We start from the raw sequence: 20,259 nt of genomic DNA on the forward strand, positions 1-20,259 counted from the left end.
GCGACCTCCTTAAATCAGCGATACCCGATCCCAGGACACCAGTGCCCAGTCGCGGGCGTCAGGATGCCGGATAAAATCCACCCGCGCCTGAATGCCCATCTGGTACAGCACGTTAACGGCATAGATATAGTTCGGCAGCTCGGGTTTTTCTTCTTCGCCCGGTTGCGGATCGCCGAACCTGCCGGTCACCGTGTGGGTGGTGTAGATTCGCAGGCGTGCCTGCTGATTGAGTTTGAACATCGCGTCACGCAGATCCCCCACCAGCGTGGAGCGTGATGCCACGGCAATATCACAGACGGGAAGATCGTCCCAACACTCTTCCCAGGCTCGTTGTAGCAGAGTGACGTTATTCACCCCCATCACTTTTGCCTTCTGCGCGGCCGCCTCCAGCATGCCGGAGCTGTAATCAATGCCGTAAACCTGCTCAAGCCGAGAAGCTGCATTCAGGCAGACCGTGCCGGGGCCACAGCCGACATCCAGTAAAGTGGAAGCGCCAGTGAAATCAATTTTGGCCAGCAGTTGCTGCAGATAAGGACTTTGCGGGCTGGCACAAATGGCAGACATTTCCTGTGCACGCCCGTCCCAGTATTCCGGGCTCTTTTCGGTACGCTTTGCCAGCCTGAGCTGCTGCTGATAAAGGGCCCCGAAATCAATGTCATCAATCAGCATGCTCTTTCTCCTGTAGCTGGTTGCTGAGATTCAGATGGCGGCGGATATCTTCCGCCTGCACCTGATAAAGGGTTGCCAGCGATACGCTGGTTAGCATGGTTGCCGGAGAGCCGATGGTGACACCTGTTGCCGGGCTGACGAAAGCCACCCGGTCGGCCACCGCACTGGCATGCATGGGATGGTGAGTCGCGATCAGCAGGGTCATTCCGGATTTTTTCAGCTGGTGGATCTGCTCCAGCAGAGCGATCTGGTGGCCAAAATCCAGGCTGGCAGCGGGTTCATCTAACAGCATCAGCTGTGGCTGCTGCACCAGCGCCCGGGCAATCAGCACCAACTGCTGTTCTCCGCCACTCAGCGTAGGCCAGAGCCGCGGCTCCAGCCTGCCGATCCCCAGCCCGGCGAGGGCGCTGCGGGCCTGGTCACGCTGCTTTTTGCCGGGTGAGCTGAAGATTCCCTGCCCGGCTGTGCTGCCCATCATCACCATATCCAGTACGCTGAAAGCAAACGGAGTATGGTGCGACTGAGGCACCCAACCAACAAGGGCTGACCGCTCACGCACGGACCAGCTACCGAGCGGTTTACCCGCAAGGTTAATGGCACCCGCAGAAGGTTTAATCGCCCCGACCAGGCTGCGCAACAGGGGGCTTTTTCCGCTGCCATTGCCGCCGAGCAGGCAGCAAATTTCTCCCCGACGCAGGCTGAAACTGACTTCACTCAAGATGCTGACGCCGGAATAGCCAAGCGTCACCTTGTCGAACTGTAACAGCATCACCTTCGCCCTCCGCGCAGAAGCAGCATCAGAAAAAAGGGAGCGCCAGTAAAGGAAGTGAGGATCCCAAGTGGCAGCTCAATAGCGCCCAGGGTACGGGCCAGAGTGTCGGTCAGCAGCAAAAACAATCCTCCGCAAAAGAGCGACAAGGGAAGCAAACGCAGGTAGTTGGCTCCCACCAGCAGACGGCAGATATGCGGCACCACCAGCCCGACCCAGCCAATCACTCCGGCGACCGCTACCGCGCAGGCCGTTACCAGTGTGGCGCAGACAATAAAGAGAATGCGGATCCGGGTGACATTCACACCAAGTGCCTGTGCCTCCTCATCTGGCAGGCTGAGCAAATTTACCCGCCAGCGCAGGAGCAGCAACGGCATCAGCCCGGCGATAATCCCGGCCCCGGCGGTCATCAGGTCGCCGGGAGTTATGGCTGATAAACTGCCCAACAGCCAGAAGGTAATCGTCGGCAATTGTGTGTAAGGATCGGAGATAACTTTAATCAGCGAGATTGCCGCGCCGCACAATGCCCCAAGGGCAATACCCACCAGCACCAGCGACAAAACAGCGTCGTGCCGGCGTGCCATGCGGGCAATCCCCGTCGCAAGAGTGACCACGACCAGGCCACCGACAAAAGCGAACGCCTGAATTGCGATCACCGGCATTTCCAGCAAAATAGCCAGCGAGGCTCCCAGGCCGGCTCCTGCGGAAACGCCCAGAATATCCGGCGACACCAGGGGATTGCGTAAGATCCCCTGATAAGCGGCTCCGGCAGCGGAAAGCCCGGCACCAATCAGCAACGCGGCCGCAATACGCGGCAGTCGGATCTGCCAGAAGACGATCCCCGGTTCAGGTGCCTGGCTGATTTCTCCCGGATGAAAGATCAGGCCGATCATCTGCGCAACGGTCAGAGGGAACGCACCAACGCCAACTGAAACGACTACGCAGGTCAGCGCTATCCCGGCGGCAATCAGCCACAGCATCCAGCTTTTCATGAAGGACTCAGCAATTGCTGCCACTGGCTCACATCAGGCTCCGCGTGATAAAACAATCTAAAAAACAGTGCCCGGTCCCGCTCCAGTCTCTGTTTAACCTGCGGATCAAAATGCGCCTGCAGAGTACGCAGCCCCATCAACCGGTTGACGCCAGGAGGCGCATCCAGCCAGCCGAAAGGATGTCGGGGAAACAGCAGAACCTGCCGATCCTGCACCGCTTTCACGCCCTGCCAGACGGCATCGGTGGTAATATGTTGCCATGCGCTCTGGCTCTGGGTGATCACCAGAGAAGGCTGCCAGTCAAGGATCTGCTCCATTGAAATCTGTGCCAGCCGCGACTGTCCGACCTGTTTTGCCACATTTTTCAGCCCCAGCAGTTCTGCAGCAGCCGTGTGCAAAGATCCTTCCAGCCCTGTTTCCTGCCCTCTTACCCCCCTGGCTGAATAAAACGTCCGGGTTGGAGACTGCCGGGCGGCAAAAACCGTCGCCTCGCTGAGAAATTTTTCATCCAGCCGGGCCTGTTGTTCAGCCCGGTCGCTTACCCCAAGAAGCCCCCCAACCTGCCGCAATTGGCGGGGCGTGGACGCTAACCCGCCATCAACCAGCACCCACGGAATACCGGTTCGGGCGCTGATTCTCTCTGCCAGCGAACGATAAGTTGCATCTGCCGTACCACAGTCAACGATGACATCAGGCTGAAGCCATCACCCGCTCCAGTGAGAGCGTACTTGCCCGACCAGCCAGACGGCCAATTTTCGGCAGGCGGCGGATCTCCTCCGGCAGAAATTCATTGCCCGGCTGGGCGAGTTCAAAAAAGGATAAACCCAGTAGTTTTTCAGGAACCAGCGCCAGCAGCAACGGGTCGCCGGGCGCACCAGCGCTCAGAACGGTACGAATTCGGGAAGGTGAGGGAAGCTTGCCATAAATAAACAGGCCTGGTGCAGTCGCCAGGGCAGGAAAAGGCAGTATTGAGAGAAGGCCACTGGCGGCAACAAAGCCAGCCAGACGGCGTCGGGTGATATCCATATCAACTCCCTGTTTTCAGTCGCTATATAGCGGGTTATATAATGATAATGCTCCCGGGATATTGTCAACACTGAAATGATAACCTGCCTGAACAGTGTGATTCCGCTCGGATTAACTGCCTTAATTTGGAGGTGCACCACCCAATTTACAGGCATGTTTCTGGCACTTTTTTGGAAAAACATCCACTCATGCAGGAACAAAACGGGCGGCGCTGACCCCACTGCCGACAGAAGGAAGTGAAGTGAAAAAATTGCACCTAACAATACCGTAACAAAAAGGCTTTTTTTGACGTTCAAAAAAGGGGTGTTGCGGTCGGGAAACAAACGATTTTTAACAATTGCCTGCGGGGATAATTTGGCCATTCTCCATTATTTCCTAAAAGGTTTATCCCGCAACATTCCCTCCGTGTAGAATATTAAAAACCGGTACGTTATTATTATTGTATAATTCACATCTCCCAAATGATGCAAATATGTTAAATGTTTGAGTGCCAAATTCGCTGGTTATATCAGCCACGATTTTTGAATGGGTTTTTCGATAGGTTTTTGTTATATTGCCCCAACCCCTTGCCTCCATTCATATTTTGTCACCTCCAGCAACATCTGTGACAGCCTTTGCAAAAGGTGTCAACATGGCGCTGACACAAGCTGTTGCTGGTTTACAGTAATGAAACGTTCCCGTAAAATGCCGCCACACTTAAACGACAATAGAGCCCTTGTCATTGAGGTCGTTAAATGAGACTCAGGAAATACAATAAAAGTTTGGGGATTTTGTCATTAATTGCAGGCACTTTATTGTTAAGTGGCTGTGATAGTGCATTGTTGAATCCCAAAGGACAGATTGCACTGGAGCAACGTTCGCTGATACTGACAGCCTTTGGCTTGATGATGATCGTCGTTATTCCGGCAGTCTTAATGGCTGTGGTGTTCGCCTGGAAATATCGGGCATCCAATACCAATGCCAAATACAGCCCTAACTGGTCACACTCTAATAAAGTGGAAGCCGTGGTGTGGACTGTTCCCATCTTGATTATTATCTTCCTTGGTGTACTGACGTGGAAATCGACCCACGCGCTGGAACCAAGCAAGCCTCTGGCCTCTGATGTGAAGCCAGTTGAGATCGACGTGGTGGCACTGGACTGGAAATGGCTGTTTATCTACCCGGAACAGGGTATTGCGACAGTGAACCAGATCGCGTTCCCGGCTAACACGCCAGTGAACTTCAAAATCACTTCCAACTCCGTGATGAACTCCTTCTTCATTCCTACCCTCGGTAGCCAGATTTACGCTATGGCGGGCATGCAGACCAAACTGCATCTGATTGCGAATGAACCCGGCACGTTTGACGGTATCTCCGCTAACTTCAGTGGTCGTGGCTTCTCAGGTATGAAGTTCAAAGCGATCGCCACTCCTGACCAGGCATCATTCGATCAGTGGGTTGCGAAGGCGAAAGAATCATCCAATACGCTGATGACCATGGATGACTTCGAGAAACTGGCCGCGCCTAGCGAAAACCATCCTGTTGAGTTCTTCTCTACTGCTAATCCTGGACTGTTCAAGCAGGTTATTGACAAGTTCATGATGAACCACGGGAAAATGGACATGTCCGGACACGAAGGCATGGACATGAGCGACGCCCCTAAAGCTGGAGCCGAGGAATAATACGATGTTGGGAAAATTAACCCTTGATGCAGTACCGTACCACGAGCCGATTATCGTGGTTACGGTTGCCGCCATCATTCTTGGTGGTCTGGCGGTTGCTGGAGCAATCACTTACTTCGGTAAGTGGCAATACCTGTGGTCAGAATGGCTGACGTCTGTTGACCACAAAAAACTCGGTATCATGTATATCATCATGGCCTTCGTTATGCTGCTGCGCGGCTTTGCCGATGCGGTCATGATGCGTAGCCAGCAGGTGCTGGCTTCTGCCGGCGAGGCCGGGTTCCTGCCTCCCCATCACTACGACCAGATCTTCACCGCTCACGGCGTGATCATGATCTTCTTCGTAGCGATGCCGTTTGTTGTCGGTCTGATGAACATCGCTGTTCCTCTGCAGATCGGTGCACGCGACGTGGCCTTCCCGTTCCTGAACAACCTGAGCTTCTGGTTCACGGCTGTGGGTGTGGTGCTGGTTAACCTGTCACTGGGTGTGGGCGAGTTCGCTCAGACCGGCTGGTTGGCATACCCACCACTTTCCGGTGCGGAATACAGTCCAGGGGTCGGCGTTGACTACTGGATATGGAGTCTGCAGCTGTCGGGGATCGGGACGACATTAACGGGTATTAACTTCTTCGTTACTATCCTGAAAATGCGTGCTCCTGGCATGACCATGTTCAAAATGCCGGTGTTCACCTGGGCTTCGCTGTGTACTAACGTACTGATTATCGCGGCCTTCCCGGTGCTGACCGTGACGCTGGCACTGCTGACCCTTGACCGTTATCTGGGCTTCCATTTCTTCACCAATGAAATGGGCGGCAACATGATGATGTACGTGAACCTGATCTGGGTCTGGGGCCATCCGGAAGTTTACATTCTGGTTCTGCCAGTCTTCGGTGTGTTCTCCGAAGTGGTGGCAACCTTCTCCAAAAAACGCCTGTTTGGTTACACCTCACTGGTCTGGGCAACGATTGTTATCACCATCCTGTCCTTTATCGTGTGGCTGCACCACTTCTTCACCATGGGTGCGGGAGCGAACGTTAACGCCTTCTTCGGTATTATGACGATGATTATCGCCATCCCGACCGGTGTTAAGATCTTTAACTGGCTGTTCACCATGTACCAGGGCCGCATTCAGATGCACTCTGCCATGCTGTGGACCGTAGGCTTCCTGGTCACCTTCTCCGTAGGTGGTATGACCGGTGTTCTGCTGGCGGTGCCAGGTGCGGACTTCGTTCTGCACAACAGTCTGTTCCTGATTGCTCACTTCCATAACGTGATTATCGGTGGTGTGGTGTTCGGTTGCTTCGCTGGTGTGACTTACTGGTTCCCGAAAGCGTTCGGCTTCTGCCTGAACGAGAAATGGGGTATCCGCGCCTTCTGGTTCTGGATCATCGGCTTCTTCGTTGCCTTTATGCCGCTGTACGCGCTGGGCTTCATGGGGATGACCCGTCGTCTGAGCCAGAATATCGATCCTCAGTTCCACCCACTGCTGGTTGTTGCAGCGGGCGGCGCAGCACTGATTGCCTGTGGCGTTATCTGCCAGATCACTCAGTTCTGGGTCTCGGTACGTGACCGTGAGCAGCTGCGTGACCTGACTGGCGATCCATGGGGCGGCCGTACTCTGGAGTGGGCAACCTCTTCACCACCACCGTTCTACAACTTTGCTGAAGTGCCTGTTATCCACGAGCGCGATGCGTTCTGGGAAATGAAGGAAAAAGGCGAAGCGTACAAACAGCCTGCTCACTACGCTGAGATCCACATGCCGAAAAACAGCGGTGCTGGTGTGGTGATCGGTGCATTCAGCCTGGTGTTCGGTTTCGCAGCTATCTGGCACATCTGGTGGCTGGTGGGTCTGTCGTTCCTCGGCATGATCCTGACCTGGGTCATCAAGAGCTTCGACGAAGACGTTGATTACTACGTTCCCGTTGCCGAGATCGAAAAAATCGAGAATCAGCACTTTGACGAAATTAGCAAAGCAGGACTGAAAAATGTCAACTGAAACTCTGACTAAACACCACGACGCCCATGCGGAGCATGGGCATCACGATGCAGGAGCCAATAAGGTCTTTGGCTTCTGGATCTACCTGATGAGCGACTGCATCATCTTCGCCACCCTGTTTGCTACTTTCGGTGTGATGGTTAACAACACCGCTGGCGGCCCGGCTGGTAAAGATATTTTTGAACTGCCGTTCGTACTGGGTGAAACCGCCCTGCTGCTGTTGAGCTCCATTACCTATGGTTTTGCCGTGATCAGCATGAACAAAGGCAGCAAAGGCTCCGTTATCGGCTGGCTGGCGCTGACTTTCCTGTTCGGTCTGGGCTTTATCGGGATGGAAATCTATGAATTCCATCATCTGATCATGGAAGGTTTTGGTCCGCAGCGCAGTGGCTTCCTCTCCGCGTTCTTTACGCTGGTAGGGACTCACGGTCTGCACGTGACTTCAGGTCTGATTTGGATGGCGGTACTGATGTACCAGATCTCCAAACGTGGTCTGTCTGAAACTAACCGCACCCGTGTGATGTGCCTGAGCCTGTTCTGGCACTTCCTGGACGTGGTGTGGATCTGTGTATTCACCATTGTTTACCTGATGGGAGCCATGTAATGAGTCATTCTGTTAACGAACATGGTGCGTCACACGGTAGCGTGAAGTCTTATATGATCGGCTTTATCCTGTCGATCATTCTGACCGCGATCCCGTTCTGGATGGTCATGGACGGCGGCGCTTCTAAAGCGACCATCCTGGGTGTGGTTCTGGTTTGTGCGATTGTCCAGGTGCTGGTGCACCTGGTGTACTTCCTGCACCTGAACACCTCTTCTGAAGAAAGATGGAACCTTGTGGCAATTGTTTTTGCCGCAATAATCATCTTGATAGTTGTTGTTGGCTCGCTATGGATCATGTGGAACCTCAACTACAACATGATGGCCAACTAACCGAGCTACCAGTGATGATTAAGCAATACCTGCAAGTAACGAAACCAGGAATTATTTTCGGAAATCTGATTTCTGTGATCGGGGGTTTTCTGCTGGCCTCGAAAGGCCACATTGACTATCCCCTGTTTTTCTCCACCTTAGTCGGCGTCTCGCTGGTGGTCGCATCGGGTTGTGTTTATAACAACTTTATCGACCGTGACATCGACGTGAAAATGGAGAGGACCAGAAATCGGGTGCTGGTTAAAGGCCTCATTTCTCCGACAGTCTCTCTGGTTTATGCAACCGTTCTGGGTATTGCTGGATTCGCGTTGCTGTATTTCGGAGCTAACCCGCTGGCCATGTGGCTGGCGGTGATGGGCTTTGTGGTTTATGTCGGCATTTATAGCCTGTACATGAAGCGCAAGTCTGTCTATGGCACGCTGATTGGCAGCCTCTCCGGCGCTGCGCCGCCGGTGATTGGCTACTGCGCCGTGACCAACCAGTTTGATGCTGGTGCGTTAATCCTGCTGGCTATCTTTAGCCTGTGGCAGATGCCGCATTCCTATGCGATTGCCATCTTCCGCTTTAAAGATTACCAGGCTGCGAATATCCCGGTTCTGCCGGTGGTAAAAGGTATCTCCGTGGCGAAAAATCATATCACGCTGTATATCCTCGCGTTTATGATTGCCACCCTGATGCTAACGCTGGTGGGTTACGCAGGCTACAAGTATCTGGTGGTGGCTGCAGCGGTCAGCGTGTGGTGGCTGGGGATGGCGCTTTCAGGGTACAAAACGCAGAATGACCGCGTCTGGGCCCGTAAGCTGTTCGTCTTCTCTATCGTCGCCATTACTGCCCTGAGCGTAATGATGTCGGTCGATTTTATGGCTCCGGCCTCAAAAGACCTGCTGACTTACGTCTGGTAAGACAGACCTCATCATAAAGGGCGCGATTATCGCGCCCTTTCTTTTTGTTACGACTGTTTAATAAGAAGTATTTTACCCACCCTGCCCTGCCCCTTAAAATACCTGCACCTGATAAATTGAGGTTGTAATGAACGATAATAAAATGACTCCGGTCGAGCTGCGTGCGACATGGGGTTTAGGGACGGTCTTTTCCCTGCGTATGCTGGGAATGTTTATGGTGCTGCCCGTCCTGACTACTTATGGCATGGCATTACAGGGAGCAAGTGAAGCATTAATAGGACTCGCCATCGGCATCTACGGTTTAGCGCAGGCCGTATTCCAAATCCCCTTCGGCTTATTGTCTGACCGCATTGGTCGCAAACCGTTAATCGTCGGCGGGTTACTGATTTTTGTTCTTGGTAGCGTGATTGCTGCCTGCACCACGTCCATCTGGGGAGTGATCCTCGGTCGTGCATTGCAAGGCTCCGGTGCGATTGCAGCAGCGGTGATGGCTCTGCTGTCAGATCTGACCCGGGAACAGAACCGCACCAAAGCCATGGCCTTTATCGGCATCAGCTTTGGTATCACCTTTGCCATTGCCATGGTGCTCGGCCCGATCATTACGCATGCGCTGGGTCTGCACGCGCTGTTCTGGATGATTGCTGTCCTCGCGGCCAGCGGTATCGTGATCACTCTGGTGGTGGTGCCAAACGCCTCCAATCACGTGCTGAACCGTGAATCGGGCATGGTGAAAGGCAGCATCCGTAAGGTGCTGGCAAATAGCCGCCTGGTGAAGCTGAATGTCGGCATCATGTGCCTGCATATTATGCTGATGTCGAGCTTTGTGGCGCTGCCGGGCGAATTTGAAAACGCCGGTTTCCCGGCTGAACAGCACTGGAAAATTTACCTGGTCACCATGCTGATTGCCTTCTGCGGCGTGATCCCGTTTATCATTTATGCGGAGGTGAAGCGCAAGATGAAGCGAGTGTTTGTCTGCTGCGTGGCGCTGATGCTGATTGCGGAAGTGGTGCTGTGGGGCGCGGGCAATCACTTCTGGACGCTGGTGGTTGGCGTGCAGCTGTTCTTTATTGGCTTCAATCTGATGGAAGCGATCCTGCCTTCGCTGGTGAGTAAAGAGTCGCCTCCTGGCTATAAAGGCACAGCGATGGGCCTCTACTCCACCGGCCAGTTTATTGGTGTGGCCATTGGCGGCAGCCTGGGTGGTTGGGTATTCGGTCATTTCGACGCGCAGACTGTGTTCCTGGTCGGCTCGATTATCGCCGCAGTCTGGCTGCTGGTCAGCTGCACCATGCAGGAACCCCCTTACGTCAGCAGCCTGCGTATTCTGCTGAAGGACGATAATCTGGATAAAGATGCGCTGGAAAAACGATTGAAAGCTCAGCCAGGCGTCGCTTCCGTCTTTATCGTGCCGGAAGAGAAAAGTGCCTACGTGAAGATTGACAGCAAGGTGACCAACCGGCCTGAACTGGAAGCACTGGTCGCCAGCTGCTGAGTAAACCTCTGGGAAACAACTTCCTGGCTCAAAGTGCAGGTGACATCGCGTCTGTGCGCGGAAGGCAGAGATTTGAGCGATTCTGCCGCCCTGACTGTCGGTTACACCGCGGTTGCACGTTGTAGGCAGGCTAAAGTGTTGTTCTGTCGTTAAGGGCTAATTTCCCCCCAATTCACAGTAGGGGAACACAGGCCGGGAATAAAGCGTCCCGCACTATGGACGGTGCGGGTCGAGCTGCCAGGGAAGGCGATTTTTGCGTCTTTATGAGCGGCCTGTGTTCCCCGTACAGGCACTGTTTTGATGTTTGCTGTTCACTGTTTGATGCCCCCATCGCTCCCATACCCTTCCCCGTTTTTGACCTGAATCATCCCCACGTCAGTTAGCTTTGCTAAATGATAATGATTATCTTTTAATAAGTCTTATTCTCCCCTGCCCCATGGATGAGGTTTATGTCGATTGATCTGTCCCCCTGGTTCGCCCTCCCCGGCGTTCAGGCCTTTAATGAACGACGTGCCGCGATGCCGTGGCGTAACACAGCCCCCCTTCCTACAGAAGCTATCCAGCCCGCATGGCAAAACCTGCTGCTGCATCCGGTGCCACCACGCAAACGACTGGTCTACCTTCATGTGCCGTTTTGCGCCACCCACTGTACCTTCTGCGGTTTTTATCAGAATAAATTTCAGCCGGACGAAGCCGAAAAATACGTCAGCTACTTACTGCGTGAAATCGAGATAGAGGCAGACAGCCCGCTGCATCAGTCTGCGCCCATTCATGCCGTCTATTTTGGCGGCGGCACGCCAACCGCCCTCTCCGCTCAGGGGTTGTACCGTGTTATCAGCCTGCTGAAAGAGCGCCTGCCGCTGGCGCCGGACTGCGAAATCACCATTGAAGGGCGCATCCTGAACTTTGACGATGAAAGGATCGATGCCTGCCTGGATGCCGGAGCAAACCGTTTCTCTATTGGCATCCAGACTTTTGACAGCCGCATCCGCAAGAAAATAGCCCGCACCTCTGACCGCCAGCAATCTATCGCCTTTCTCGAAAAACTGTGCCGACGCGATCGTGCTGCCGTAGTCTGCGATCTGATCTTCGGCCTGCCCGGACAGACTGCCAGCCACTGGCATCGGGACCTGGAAACAGTGAGGGATATCGGTCTGGATGGCGTGGATCTCTATGCGCTGAACCTGCTCCCTACCACTCCGCTGGCGAAAGCCGTCGATAACGAACGAGTGGCGCTGCCGGATGTGACGGAGCGGCGCGAGCTCTATCTGCAGGGTGCAGCGCTGCTGGCAAAATTTGGCTGGAGACAACTAAGCAACAGCCACTGGGCCAGAACCACGCGCGAACGCAACCTGTACAACCTGCTGATCAAACAGGGCGCGGACTGCCTGGCGCTGGGATCCGGTGCCGGAGGTAACCTGAACGGGCAGGCTTATATGATGAATCGCCAGCTGAAGAGCTACTACAGCTCGCTGGATAACGGCCATAAACCCATTGGCATGATGACGCCAGCAATGCAAGGCCCGCATCAATGGCGGCACCAGTTACAGGCGGGCATTGAAATTGGCCGGGTGGATTTAACTGAACTGACCGCGCAGGCTGCCCAGCTCCAGCCACTCGTCGATCAGTGGTACCAGTCCGGGCTGTTGACCGGCAACGATTTGTGCCTGCGTATGACAGACAGTGGCCGCTTCTGGGCCAATAATCTGATGCAGTCGCTTTCTGATATTTTACTGCAGCTCTCTGTAACCCACTCTGAAAAAGGAAGTCACCATGCAACCCACCCTCTCTGAGTTTATGCAAACCAGGCCGGAAGGCACACTGGAAGAGATTGCTGCCCGCTATGCCGTGTCGCTACAGTCTGCCATTGAGGCATTGCCGGAGAAAACGCTGGTCAGCGGCGAGCAGTTTGATGCCGTCTGGGATGCCATCACCGGCTGGGGTGAAGTCACCACGCTGGTGAATAATCCGGATATCATTCTGGAGTTTCACGGGGAGCTGCCTTCCGGCCATCACGGCCACGGCTATTTTAATCTGCGCGGCAAAAAGGGATTATGCGGCCATATTAAAGCCAGCCACTGCCAGCGCATCGCCTTCGTCGAGCGACCGTTTATGGGCATGGCAACCGCCTCGGTAATTTTCCTCAATGCCCAGGGCCAGGCTATGCTGAAGATCTTTGTCGGCCGTGACAGCCATCATCAGCTGTTGACCGAACAGCTTACCGCCTTCCGCCAGCTGGCTGAAGCTCTGCAACAGGAAGAAAAATAACGGCGACATGGCTGATTTTTGGTGCTGCTAAAGGTACCGGATTGCTGCTGGTGCAGCATGCGCTGGCTCATCAGCAATCCGTGCTGGCATTAGTCAGGAAGCAGGAAGATGCCGACCGACTGGCCGCGATGAATATTCAGATTATGATCGGTGACGCCTGCGACGAAAATGCCGTGACGCAGGTATGCCAGGCTGCCGGGCCGGATGCGGTGATTGTCTCAACCATGGGCGGCAGCCACGATTACCCCGCACACCGGACAGTGATTGACTGCGCGGAGCAGGCTGGGATCCGGAAAATGCTGATGGTCACTTCACTGGGCTGCGGTGACAGCTGGTCAACGCTGTCTGACCGGGCTAAACAGGCTTTTGGTCAGGCCGTCAGGGAGAAGTCGCTGGCCGAGAGCTGGTGCAAAATACCGAAATACACGGACTTATCCGCCGCGCTGATGTGGCATTAACTATCGCCGCCTTAGTCGCGAAACCGCTGGATAATCAGATCTACAGCCTGACTCAACCGGGCTTAACACCGCAAAAAGCCTGACCACAGTCTGCAAAGTAAACAGGGCGAAAATCTTCGCCCTGTTTACTTAATCGCGGAAGTTTTTGAACTGGAACGGCTGGCCCAGATTGCCGCCACGAACCAGCGCCATCGCGCCCTGCAGATCGTCACGGGATTTGCCGGTCACCCGTACTTCCTCACCCTGGATCTGCGTCTGCACTTTCATCTTGCTGTCTTTGATCAGCTTAACCAGCTTCTTCGCCACGTCAGCGGGAATGCCTTTCTTCAGCTTCGCTTCCACCGACCAGCTCTTGCCGCTGTGCTCAATCTCTTCCGGGACTTCCAGCGCACCGCCTTCGATGCCGCGCTTCAGCAGCTTCTCGCGCAAAATATCCACCAGCTGTTTCACCTGGAAATCAGACTCGCTCAACACCTTTATGGATTCGTTTTTCTCGTTCAGCTCATAGCTGGCAGTGACGTTGCGAAAATCGAAACGGGTTGAGACTTCACGGTTAGCATTCTCTACGGCATTTCGTACTTCCTGCATGTCAATTTCTGAAACGATATCGAAAGATGGCATGATGTATTCTCCTGATTCTAAAGTGACATGCATAATACCCACTTAGCCGGTTTAAAAAAACCACCGGCGTGGAAAGCTATAATAAGAAAGTATCCACCAGCGCGGACCCGGTTTACCCGGCAAGGGCTGGACAGCACGGCGGACTTTACACAACCCGCACGCGGGGAGGACGAATGAAGATTACCGTATTGGGATGCGGTGCCTTAGGGCAGATCTGGCTTACGGCACTTGATGCCCGGGGACATGAGGTGCAGGGCTGGCTGCGGGTGCCGCAGCCGTACTGCTCGGCCAATGTAATCACACCGGGCGGCACGGCAATCAACAAAACCTGGATTGCCAACGATCCGAAATTTTTAGCCGACAGCAATCTGCTCCTGGTAACGTTGAAAGCCTGGCAGGTCTCCGAAGCGGTGAAAAATCTGCAGTCTGTGATACGTGATGACTGCCCCATTCTTCTGCTGCACAACGGCATGGGCACGCTGGACGAGCTGAAGGCGGTTCAACAACCGCTGCTGCGAGGGATCACCACTCACGCCGCCAAACGAGACGGAACGGTGATCGTGCATGTTGCCGCCGGGATCACCCATATCGGCCCCGCCACGGCGGATGGGGCAGGACTCAGCGACCTGGCCGAAGTGCTGCATCAGGCGCTGCCTGACGTGGCCTGGCACAACAATGTGGCCTCTGCTGCCTGGCAAAAGCTGGCGGTTAACTGTGTGATCAACCCGCTGACGGTGCAGCACGACTGCCCGAACGGTGAGTTGCTCAATCATCAGCAGGAGGTGGCGGCGCTGTGTAACGAAGTGGCGATGGTGATGGAGCGTGAAGGCCAGCACACCTCAAGAGAGGCGCTGCTTGATTACGTGATGGATGTGATTAACAGCACGGCCGCCAACACCTCTTCTATGCTGCAGGATATCCGTGCAGAACGGCGAACAGAGATCGATTATATCACCGGCTATGTTATCCGCCGCGCACGGGCGCAGGGTCTGGCAACGCCGGAAAACAGCCGACTTTATGAAATGATTAAGCGTAAGGAACAAGATTATGAGCGCGAACGCATCGGTGCTGGTTTGCCTGGCACCTGGCAGTGAGGAAACGGAAGCCGTTACCACTATTGATTTGCTGGTACGCGGTGGCCTGTCAGTCACCACTGCCAGCGTAACGGATGACGGCAGCACGGAGATTCGCTGTTCAAGAGGCGTGCGCCTGCTGGCTGATGCACCGCTGGTTGAAGTGGCTGATAACGACTTTGCCGCCATCGTGCTGCCCGGTGGACTGAAAGGGGCAGAAGCTTTTCGTGACAGCCCACTGCTGGTGGAAACCGTTCGCCAGTTTCATCTTTCCGGCCGGATTGTGGCGGCCATTTGCGCCGCCGCCGGAACGGTACTGGTGCCGCATGACCTGTTCCCGGTCGGCAATATGACCGGCTTTCCTGGCCTGAAAGAGACCATTCCTGACAGCAAGTGGATGGACAAACGTGTGGTGTGGGATCCGCGGGTTAACCTGCTGACCAGCCAAGGACCGGGCACGGCTATCGATTTTGCCCTGAAGCTGATTGACCTGCTGGTCGGGAAAGAAAAAGCGCACGAAGTTGCCAGCCAATTGGTACTGGCAGCCGGTATTTTTGATTACCGCGAGTGGATCGAGTAGCAGGCTGGAGCGCCAGGAAAAGCGAGCGGTTTAGGTTGTATAAGCAGGGGCGAATCGCTTCGCCCCACGCAGATTACGGGCGGTAAACCTTCACATTAGTGAAGCCCTGCTCGTGCAGATAGAGCGCCTGCAGGCGGCTCATCACGCCACGGTCACAGTACAGCAGCCAGGTTTTGCTTTGATCAAGATCGCCGAACTGGGTGCTGAGCTTATAGAAAGGCATACCCTTCACTTCCACCCCTTCCAGAGCCAGCGGCTTGTCGTCCTGCTCATCTGGTGAGCGGATATCCAGCACCACATCGTTATCGCCAAAGGAAACCACGGTTTCCACTTCCACCACTTCCTGCTGGGTGTCTTCTGCAATCTGACGGATATCGACGTTAGTCGCTTCTTCCACCATTTTGTCGAGGATAGCAAAGTCGAAATTCTGCTCTTCCGCCTCAATTTTCGACTTCACTGCCTTCACCGTCGGGCTTTTTGAAATCACCCCACAGTATTCCGGCATGGTCCGGGCGAAATCTTCCGTCCCGATATGGCGGGCCAGATCGATAATGTGTTCTTTATCGTGGGAGATCAGCGGACGCAGGATCAGCGTGTCAGACGCATTATCAATCAGGCGCAGGTTAGTCAGCGTCTGGCTGGAAACCTGCCCCAGCGCTTCGCCAGTGACGATAGCCTGTACGCCATAGCGCTCGGCAATTTTTGAGGCGGCACGCACCATCATGCGCTTGAGTACCACCCCCATCTGACCGTCTTCGATTTTTTCAAGGATCTCACCGACTACCGGCTCAAAGTTGATCGCCACAAAGCGCACTTTGTGCGAGCGGCCAAAGCGGTTCCACAGATAGTGCGCCACCTGACGGACACCGATTTCATGTGCTACACCGCCAAGGTTGAAGAAGCAGTAATGCACGCGGCAGCCACGGCGGATCAGCATATAGCTGGAGACACCGGAGTCGAAGCCGCCGGAAATCAGCGACATCACATCTTCCTGAGTACCAATAGGAAAGCCCCCGATACCTTCGTAACGGCCGGTGATCAGCAGCAGGCGATCGTCTTCGATCTCCAGATGCACCGTGACTTCCGGGTGGTTCAGCTTCACCTGCGCGGTGGCAACGTGCTGATTCAGCCCGCCGCCCACGTAGCGTTCAACATCCTGTGAGCTGAAGTCCTGCTTGCCACGTCGCTTCACGCGGACACAGAAAGTTTTCCCTTCGATCCTCTCGCGGTACAGCTCCAGCGCCTGCTCAAAAATGTTATGCATATCGGTGTACGGCTGGTCTTCCACCGCCAGTACGTGGTGGATGCCGGGGATACGCTGCAGCTCGTCAACAATGTTTTCGCGCTGGCTCTCATCTTTGGCACGCACTTCGATATGGTCCCAGTGGCGGACAACCGCCAGCGAGTCGTCATAGTCTTTCAGCACGTTACGGATGTTCGTCGTCAGGATTTTGATAAAACGCAGACGAACAGACTGACTTTTGATGGTAATTTCGGGGAACAGCTTAATGATAAACTTCATGGAAGCATGGGCTCAAAGGGCAATTAAGTGCTGTATTATCGGCACTTAGAGGGTAAAATCATCTTCTCGCAAAGCAGCTTATGCCCTTTGCAGCTAAGTCGCGGATTATACCACACCTGTCCGGCGACTGCTTCTTCATCTGTTGAGATCATTATTTTGCTAATCATTTTGAGTCGGCTACCATGGACGGCTCCAAGGTGAAAAAAACAACTGAGCCGAGAGCCATAATGCCAAAAAAAGCCGAACAGCCCGCCAGCTTTGAAACCTCTCTGGAACAGCTGGAGCAAATCGTCTCTCGTCTGGAAAGTGGGGATTTGCCGCTGGAAGAGGCGCTCAATGAGTTTGAGCGTGGCGTCCAGCTGGCCCGCGTGGGGCAGCAAAAATTGCAACAGGCAGAGCAGCGCGTGCAGATCCTGCTCAGCGATGATAAAGATGCCGAACTGAAGCCTTTCACGCCGGAAAATGACTGATGGATTTTAGCGCCCTTCTGACCGCGCACCACGCGCGCGTTAATCAGGCTTTACAACGCTTCATTGCCCCGTTGCCGTTTCAGAGTTCTCCTCTGGTGAATGCCATGGAATATGGTGCATTATTAGGGGGTAAGCGGCTGCGTCCGTTTCTGGTGTATGCCACCGGAGAGATGCTACACGCCGACAGCGCCGCACTGGATGCGCCCGCCGCAGCGGTTGAATGCATTCACGCCTATTCGCTGATCCACGATGATCTTCCCGCCATGGATGACGACAGCCTTCGCCGCGGACAGCCAACCTGCCACATTAAATTTGGCGAGGACACGGCCATTTTAGCGGGCGATGCGCTGCAAACGCTGGCATTTACCATTCTTGCTGATACACCGATGCCCGGCGTGACGGAATTCAACCGGATTGCGATGATTTCCGAACTGGCACAGGCCAGCGGTGTGGCCGGAATGTGTGGAGGCCAGGCGCTCGATCTGGCGGCTGAAGGCCAGCAGGTTAACCTGTCGGCGCTGGAACAAATTCATCGTCATAAAACCGGTGCGCTGATCCGCTCCGCAGTCCGCCTGGGTGCGCTGGCTGCCGGAGAACGCGGACGTGCTGCGATACCGGCGCTGGACCGGTACGCAAACGCCATTGGCCTGGCATTCCAGGTGCAGGATGACATACTCGATGTGGTGGGCGATACCGCCGTCATCGGAAAGCGGCAGGGAGCCGATCAGGATCTGGGAAAAAGCACCTATCCAGCGCTGTTGGGACTCGAAGGTGCGCGGGCAAAAGCCTGGGATCTCTATCAGGAATCGCTCAGCGCACTGGAAACACTTGCCGCGCAATCATTTAACACAGCATCACTACAAGCACTGGCAAGTTACATAATTGAACGCAATAAATAACTTCCACAATGAGTCTCTGATGAGTTTTGATACTGCAAAATATCCGACGCTTGCACTGGCCGCTTCGGTACAAGAATTACGTTCACTGCCAAAAGAGAGCCTGCCAAAACTCTGTGACGAGCTGCGCCAGTATTTACTGGACAGCGTCAGCCGCTCCAGCGGTCATTTTGCCTCCGGACTGGGCGTGGTGGAACTGACCGTTGCGCTGCATTATGTCTATAACACGCCATTTGATCATCTGGTGTGGGACGTGGGCCATCAGGCCTACCCGCATAAAATTCTGACCGGTCGCCGCGATCGTATCGGCACCATCCGGCAGAAAAACGGCCTGCATCCATTCCCGTGGCGCGATGAGAGCGAGTTCGACGTGCTGAACGTCGGCCACTCCTCCACCTCGATCAGCGCCGGGCTGGGTATGGCCGTAGCCGCCGGAAAAGAAGGCAAAGGCCGTCGCACCGCCTGTGTGATTGGCGACGGTGCTATTACCGCCGGAATGGCGTTTGAGGCGATGAACCACGCTGGCGACATCAAGCCGGATATGCTGGTGGTGCTGAACGACAACGAAATGTCGATTTCAGAAAACGTCGGTGCGCTGAACAATCGCCTGGCGCAGATCCTTTCCGGCAAGACTTACTCCCGCCTGCGCGAGGGCGGTAAAAAAGTGCTGACCGGCCTGCCGCCGATCAAAGAGCTGGTAAAGCGCACCGAAGAACATCTGAAAGGGATGGTGGTGCCCGGCACGCTGTTTGAAGAGCTGGGCTGGAACTATATCGGTCCGGTAGATGGCCACGACGTGCTGTCGCTGGTGCATACCCTGAATAACATGCGTGACCTGAAAGGCCCGCAGTTCCTGCATATCATGACCAAAAAGGGCAAAGGCTACGCCCCGGCAGAAAAAGACCCGATCACCTGGCACGCGGTGCCGAAGTTCGATCCCGTCAGCGGTCTGCTGCCAAAAGCGGCAGAAGGTCTGCCGGGTTACTCGAAAATCTTCGGTCAGTGGCTGAGCGAAACCGCCGCTGATGACGACAAGCTGATGGCTGTGACACCGGCGATGCGTGAAGGCTCCGGTATGGTCAGCTTCTCACGCGACTACCCGGGGCAGTATTTTGACGTGGCAATTGCGGAACAGCACGCTGTGACCTTTGCTGCGGGCCTGGCGATTGGCGGTTACAAACCGGTGGTGGCTATCTACTCCACCTTCTTGCAGCGCGCTTACGATCAGCTGATCCATGACGTGGCTATCCAGAAACTGCCGGTGCTTTTCGCCATTGACCGTGGCGGCATCGTCGGTGCGGACGGGCAGACTCACCAAGGTGCCTTCGATATCTCCTTCCTGCGCTGTATTCCGAATATGGTAATCATGACGCCGAGCGATGAGAACGAGTGTCGCCAGATGTTGTATACCGGCTACCACTACTCTCAGGGGCCGAGCGCCGTGCGTTATCCGCGCGGAACAGGTACTGGCGCAGAGCTTAAGCCACTCTCCTCGCTGCAGTTAGGGAAAGGCGTGGTGAAGCGCGAAGGCGAAAAGCTGGCGATCCTCAACTTTGGTACGCTGCTGCCAGAAGCGGCGGCGGTAGCTGACTCGCTGAATGCCACTCTGGTGGATATGCGCTTTGTGAAGCCGCTGGATGAGGCGTTAATCCTTGAACTGGCCGCCAGCCATGAAGCGTTGATCACTCTGGAAGAAGGGGCGATTAAAGGCGGTGCCGGTAGCGGCGTGATTGAACTGCTGATGGCTAAACGGCTGCTGGTACCGGTGCTGAATATCGGCCTGCCCGATGAATTTATTCCGCAGGGCACTCAGGACGAAATTCGCCATGACTATCAGCTGGATGCTGAAGGGATTGCACAGCAAATCAGCCACTGGCTGGCACAGTAATACCGCACGATGCTCCCCGTCCGGGGAGCTTTTCACCTGCTAT

At 54.9% G+C, this 20,259-nt stretch carries 20 protein-coding genes and 1 pseudogene; 14 read left to right on the forward strand and 7 right to left on the reverse strand.

Annotated features, from left to right (window positions below; genetic code table 11):
- Window positions 1-9: 9 nt before the first annotated feature.
- The 5 genes from AC3Y5R_RS16665 to AC3Y5R_RS16685 are packed head-to-tail and all read right to left on the reverse strand — an operon-like array spanning window position 10 to window position 3,456.
- Entirely contained in the window at window positions 10-669 is a 660-nt protein-coding gene (locus tag AC3Y5R_RS16665) for a class I SAM-dependent methyltransferase (protein ID WP_489922248.1), read from the reverse strand.
- Window positions 659-1,441 carry an ABC transporter ATP-binding protein gene (locus AC3Y5R_RS16670; protein ID WP_489922249.1) on the reverse strand — a complete coding sequence of 261 codons (783 nt, stop codon included), beginning with the start codon at window positions 1,439-1,441 and terminating at the stop codon, window positions 659-661. The genes AC3Y5R_RS16665 and AC3Y5R_RS16670 overlap by 11 nt, the downstream gene beginning before the upstream one ends.
- Window positions 1,438-2,430 (reverse strand): FecCD family ABC transporter permease, encoded by a 993-nt coding sequence (locus AC3Y5R_RS16675; RefSeq protein ID WP_489922250.1) that lies wholly within the window; start codon window positions 2,428-2,430, stop codon window positions 1,438-1,440. Before AC3Y5R_RS16675 ends, AC3Y5R_RS16670 begins: the two co-directional genes overlap by 4 nt.
- Window positions 2,427-3,116 (reverse strand): ABC transporter substrate-binding protein, encoded by a 690-nt coding sequence (locus tag AC3Y5R_RS16680; RefSeq protein ID WP_489922339.1) that lies wholly within the window; start codon window positions 3,114-3,116, stop codon window positions 2,427-2,429. The genes AC3Y5R_RS16675 and AC3Y5R_RS16680 overlap by 4 nt, the downstream gene beginning before the upstream one ends.
- Before the next feature lie 4 nt (window positions 3,117-3,120).
- Entirely contained in the window at window positions 3,121-3,456 is a 336-nt protein-coding gene (locus tag AC3Y5R_RS16685; RefSeq protein ID WP_489922251.1) for a hypothetical protein, read from the reverse strand.
- Between the two features lie 734 nt (window positions 3,457-4,190).
- Between AC3Y5R_RS16685 and cyoA the strand changes: the two genes are divergently transcribed.
- From cyoA to AC3Y5R_RS16730, 9 genes and pseudogenes are all read left to right on the forward strand, one after another.
- Entirely contained in the window at window positions 4,191-5,117 is a 927-nt protein-coding gene (gene cyoA / locus AC3Y5R_RS16690) for a cytochrome o ubiquinol oxidase subunit II (protein ID WP_158783310.1), read from the forward strand.
- A 4-nt stretch (window positions 5,118-5,121) separates the two neighbouring features.
- Window positions 5,122-7,113, forward strand: coding sequence for a cytochrome o ubiquinol oxidase subunit I (cyoB, locus tag AC3Y5R_RS16695; RefSeq protein WP_158783311.1), 1,992 nt, complete (start codon window positions 5,122-5,124; stop codon window positions 7,111-7,113).
- Window positions 7,103-7,717 carry a cytochrome o ubiquinol oxidase subunit III gene (locus tag AC3Y5R_RS16700; protein WP_158783312.1) on the forward strand — a complete coding sequence of 205 codons (615 nt, stop codon included), beginning with the start codon at window positions 7,103-7,105 and terminating at the stop codon, window positions 7,715-7,717. The genes cyoB and AC3Y5R_RS16700 overlap by 11 nt, the downstream gene beginning before the upstream one ends.
- On the forward strand, window positions 7,717-8,046 hold the full coding sequence (locus AC3Y5R_RS16705; RefSeq protein WP_158783313.1) for a cytochrome o ubiquinol oxidase subunit IV: 330 nt from the start codon (window positions 7,717-7,719) through the stop codon (window positions 8,044-8,046). The genes AC3Y5R_RS16700 and AC3Y5R_RS16705 overlap by 1 nt, the downstream gene beginning before the upstream one ends.
- Window positions 8,047-8,060: 14 nt before the next feature.
- Window positions 8,061-8,948, forward strand: a complete 888-nt coding sequence (gene cyoE / locus AC3Y5R_RS16710; protein WP_489922252.1) for a heme o synthase — start codon at window positions 8,061-8,063, stop codon at window positions 8,946-8,948.
- Window positions 8,949-9,075: 127 nt separating this feature from the next.
- Window positions 9,076-10,440 carry an MFS transporter gene (locus tag AC3Y5R_RS16715; protein ID WP_489922253.1) on the forward strand — a complete coding sequence of 455 codons (1,365 nt, stop codon included), beginning with the start codon at window positions 9,076-9,078 and terminating at the stop codon, window positions 10,438-10,440.
- Between the two features lie 449 nt (window positions 10,441-10,889).
- Complete coding sequence (gene hutW / locus AC3Y5R_RS16720) at window positions 10,890-12,233, forward strand: heme anaerobic degradation radical SAM methyltransferase ChuW/HutW (protein WP_489922254.1); 1,344 nt, start codon at window positions 10,890-10,892, stop codon at window positions 12,231-12,233.
- Window positions 12,214-12,708, forward strand: a complete 495-nt coding sequence (gene hutX, locus AC3Y5R_RS16725) for a heme utilization cystosolic carrier protein HutX (RefSeq protein WP_489922255.1) — start codon at window positions 12,214-12,216, stop codon at window positions 12,706-12,708. Before hutW ends, hutX begins: the two co-directional genes overlap by 20 nt.
- Window positions 12,705-13,249, forward strand: a pseudogene (locus tag AC3Y5R_RS16730) (NAD(P)H-binding protein). Before hutX ends, AC3Y5R_RS16730 begins: the two are co-directional and overlap by 4 nt.
- A 46-nt stretch (window positions 13,250-13,295) precedes the next feature.
- Here the strand turns inward: AC3Y5R_RS16730 and AC3Y5R_RS16735 are convergent.
- Window positions 13,296-13,787 carry a YajQ family cyclic di-GMP-binding protein gene (locus tag AC3Y5R_RS16735; RefSeq protein WP_489922256.1) on the reverse strand — a complete coding sequence of 164 codons (492 nt, stop codon included), beginning with the start codon at window positions 13,785-13,787 and terminating at the stop codon, window positions 13,296-13,298.
- 173 nt (window positions 13,788-13,960) lie between these two features.
- Between AC3Y5R_RS16735 and panE the strand changes: the two genes are divergently transcribed.
- Window positions 13,961-14,881: a 2-dehydropantoate 2-reductase gene (gene panE, locus AC3Y5R_RS16740; RefSeq protein WP_489922257.1), complete on the forward strand. Its 921-nt coding sequence runs from the start codon at window positions 13,961-13,963 to the stop codon at window positions 14,879-14,881.
- Entirely contained in the window at window positions 14,835-15,440 is a 606-nt protein-coding gene (gene yajL / locus AC3Y5R_RS16745; protein ID WP_158783321.1) for a protein deglycase YajL, read from the forward strand. The genes panE and yajL overlap by 47 nt, the downstream gene beginning before the upstream one ends.
- A 73-nt stretch (window positions 15,441-15,513) precedes the next feature.
- On the opposite strand, the gene thiI is transcribed toward yajL, so the two are convergent.
- Window positions 15,514-16,962 carry a tRNA uracil 4-sulfurtransferase ThiI gene (gene thiI, locus AC3Y5R_RS16750; protein WP_489922258.1) on the reverse strand — a complete coding sequence of 483 codons (1,449 nt, stop codon included), beginning with the start codon at window positions 16,960-16,962 and terminating at the stop codon, window positions 15,514-15,516.
- Window positions 16,963-17,189: 227 nt separating this feature from the next.
- Between thiI and xseB the strand changes: the two genes are divergently transcribed.
- From xseB to dxs, 3 genes are read left to right on the forward strand one after another with little or no spacing between them, the layout of a single operon-like run.
- Window positions 17,190-17,432, forward strand: coding sequence for an exodeoxyribonuclease VII small subunit (xseB, locus tag AC3Y5R_RS16755; RefSeq protein WP_158783323.1), 243 nt, complete (start codon window positions 17,190-17,192; stop codon window positions 17,430-17,432).
- Window positions 17,432-18,331, forward strand: a complete 900-nt coding sequence (gene ispA / locus AC3Y5R_RS16760) for a (2E,6E)-farnesyl diphosphate synthase (protein WP_158783324.1) — start codon at window positions 17,432-17,434, stop codon at window positions 18,329-18,331. Before xseB ends, ispA begins: the two co-directional genes overlap by 1 nt.
- Before the next feature lie 19 nt (window positions 18,332-18,350).
- Entirely contained in the window at window positions 18,351-20,216 is a 1,866-nt protein-coding gene (dxs, locus tag AC3Y5R_RS16765; protein ID WP_489922259.1) for a 1-deoxy-D-xylulose-5-phosphate synthase, read from the forward strand.
- Window positions 20,217-20,259: the final 43 nt, after the last annotated feature.

The organism is Erwinia sp. 009765445 (genome assembly GCF_058137865.1).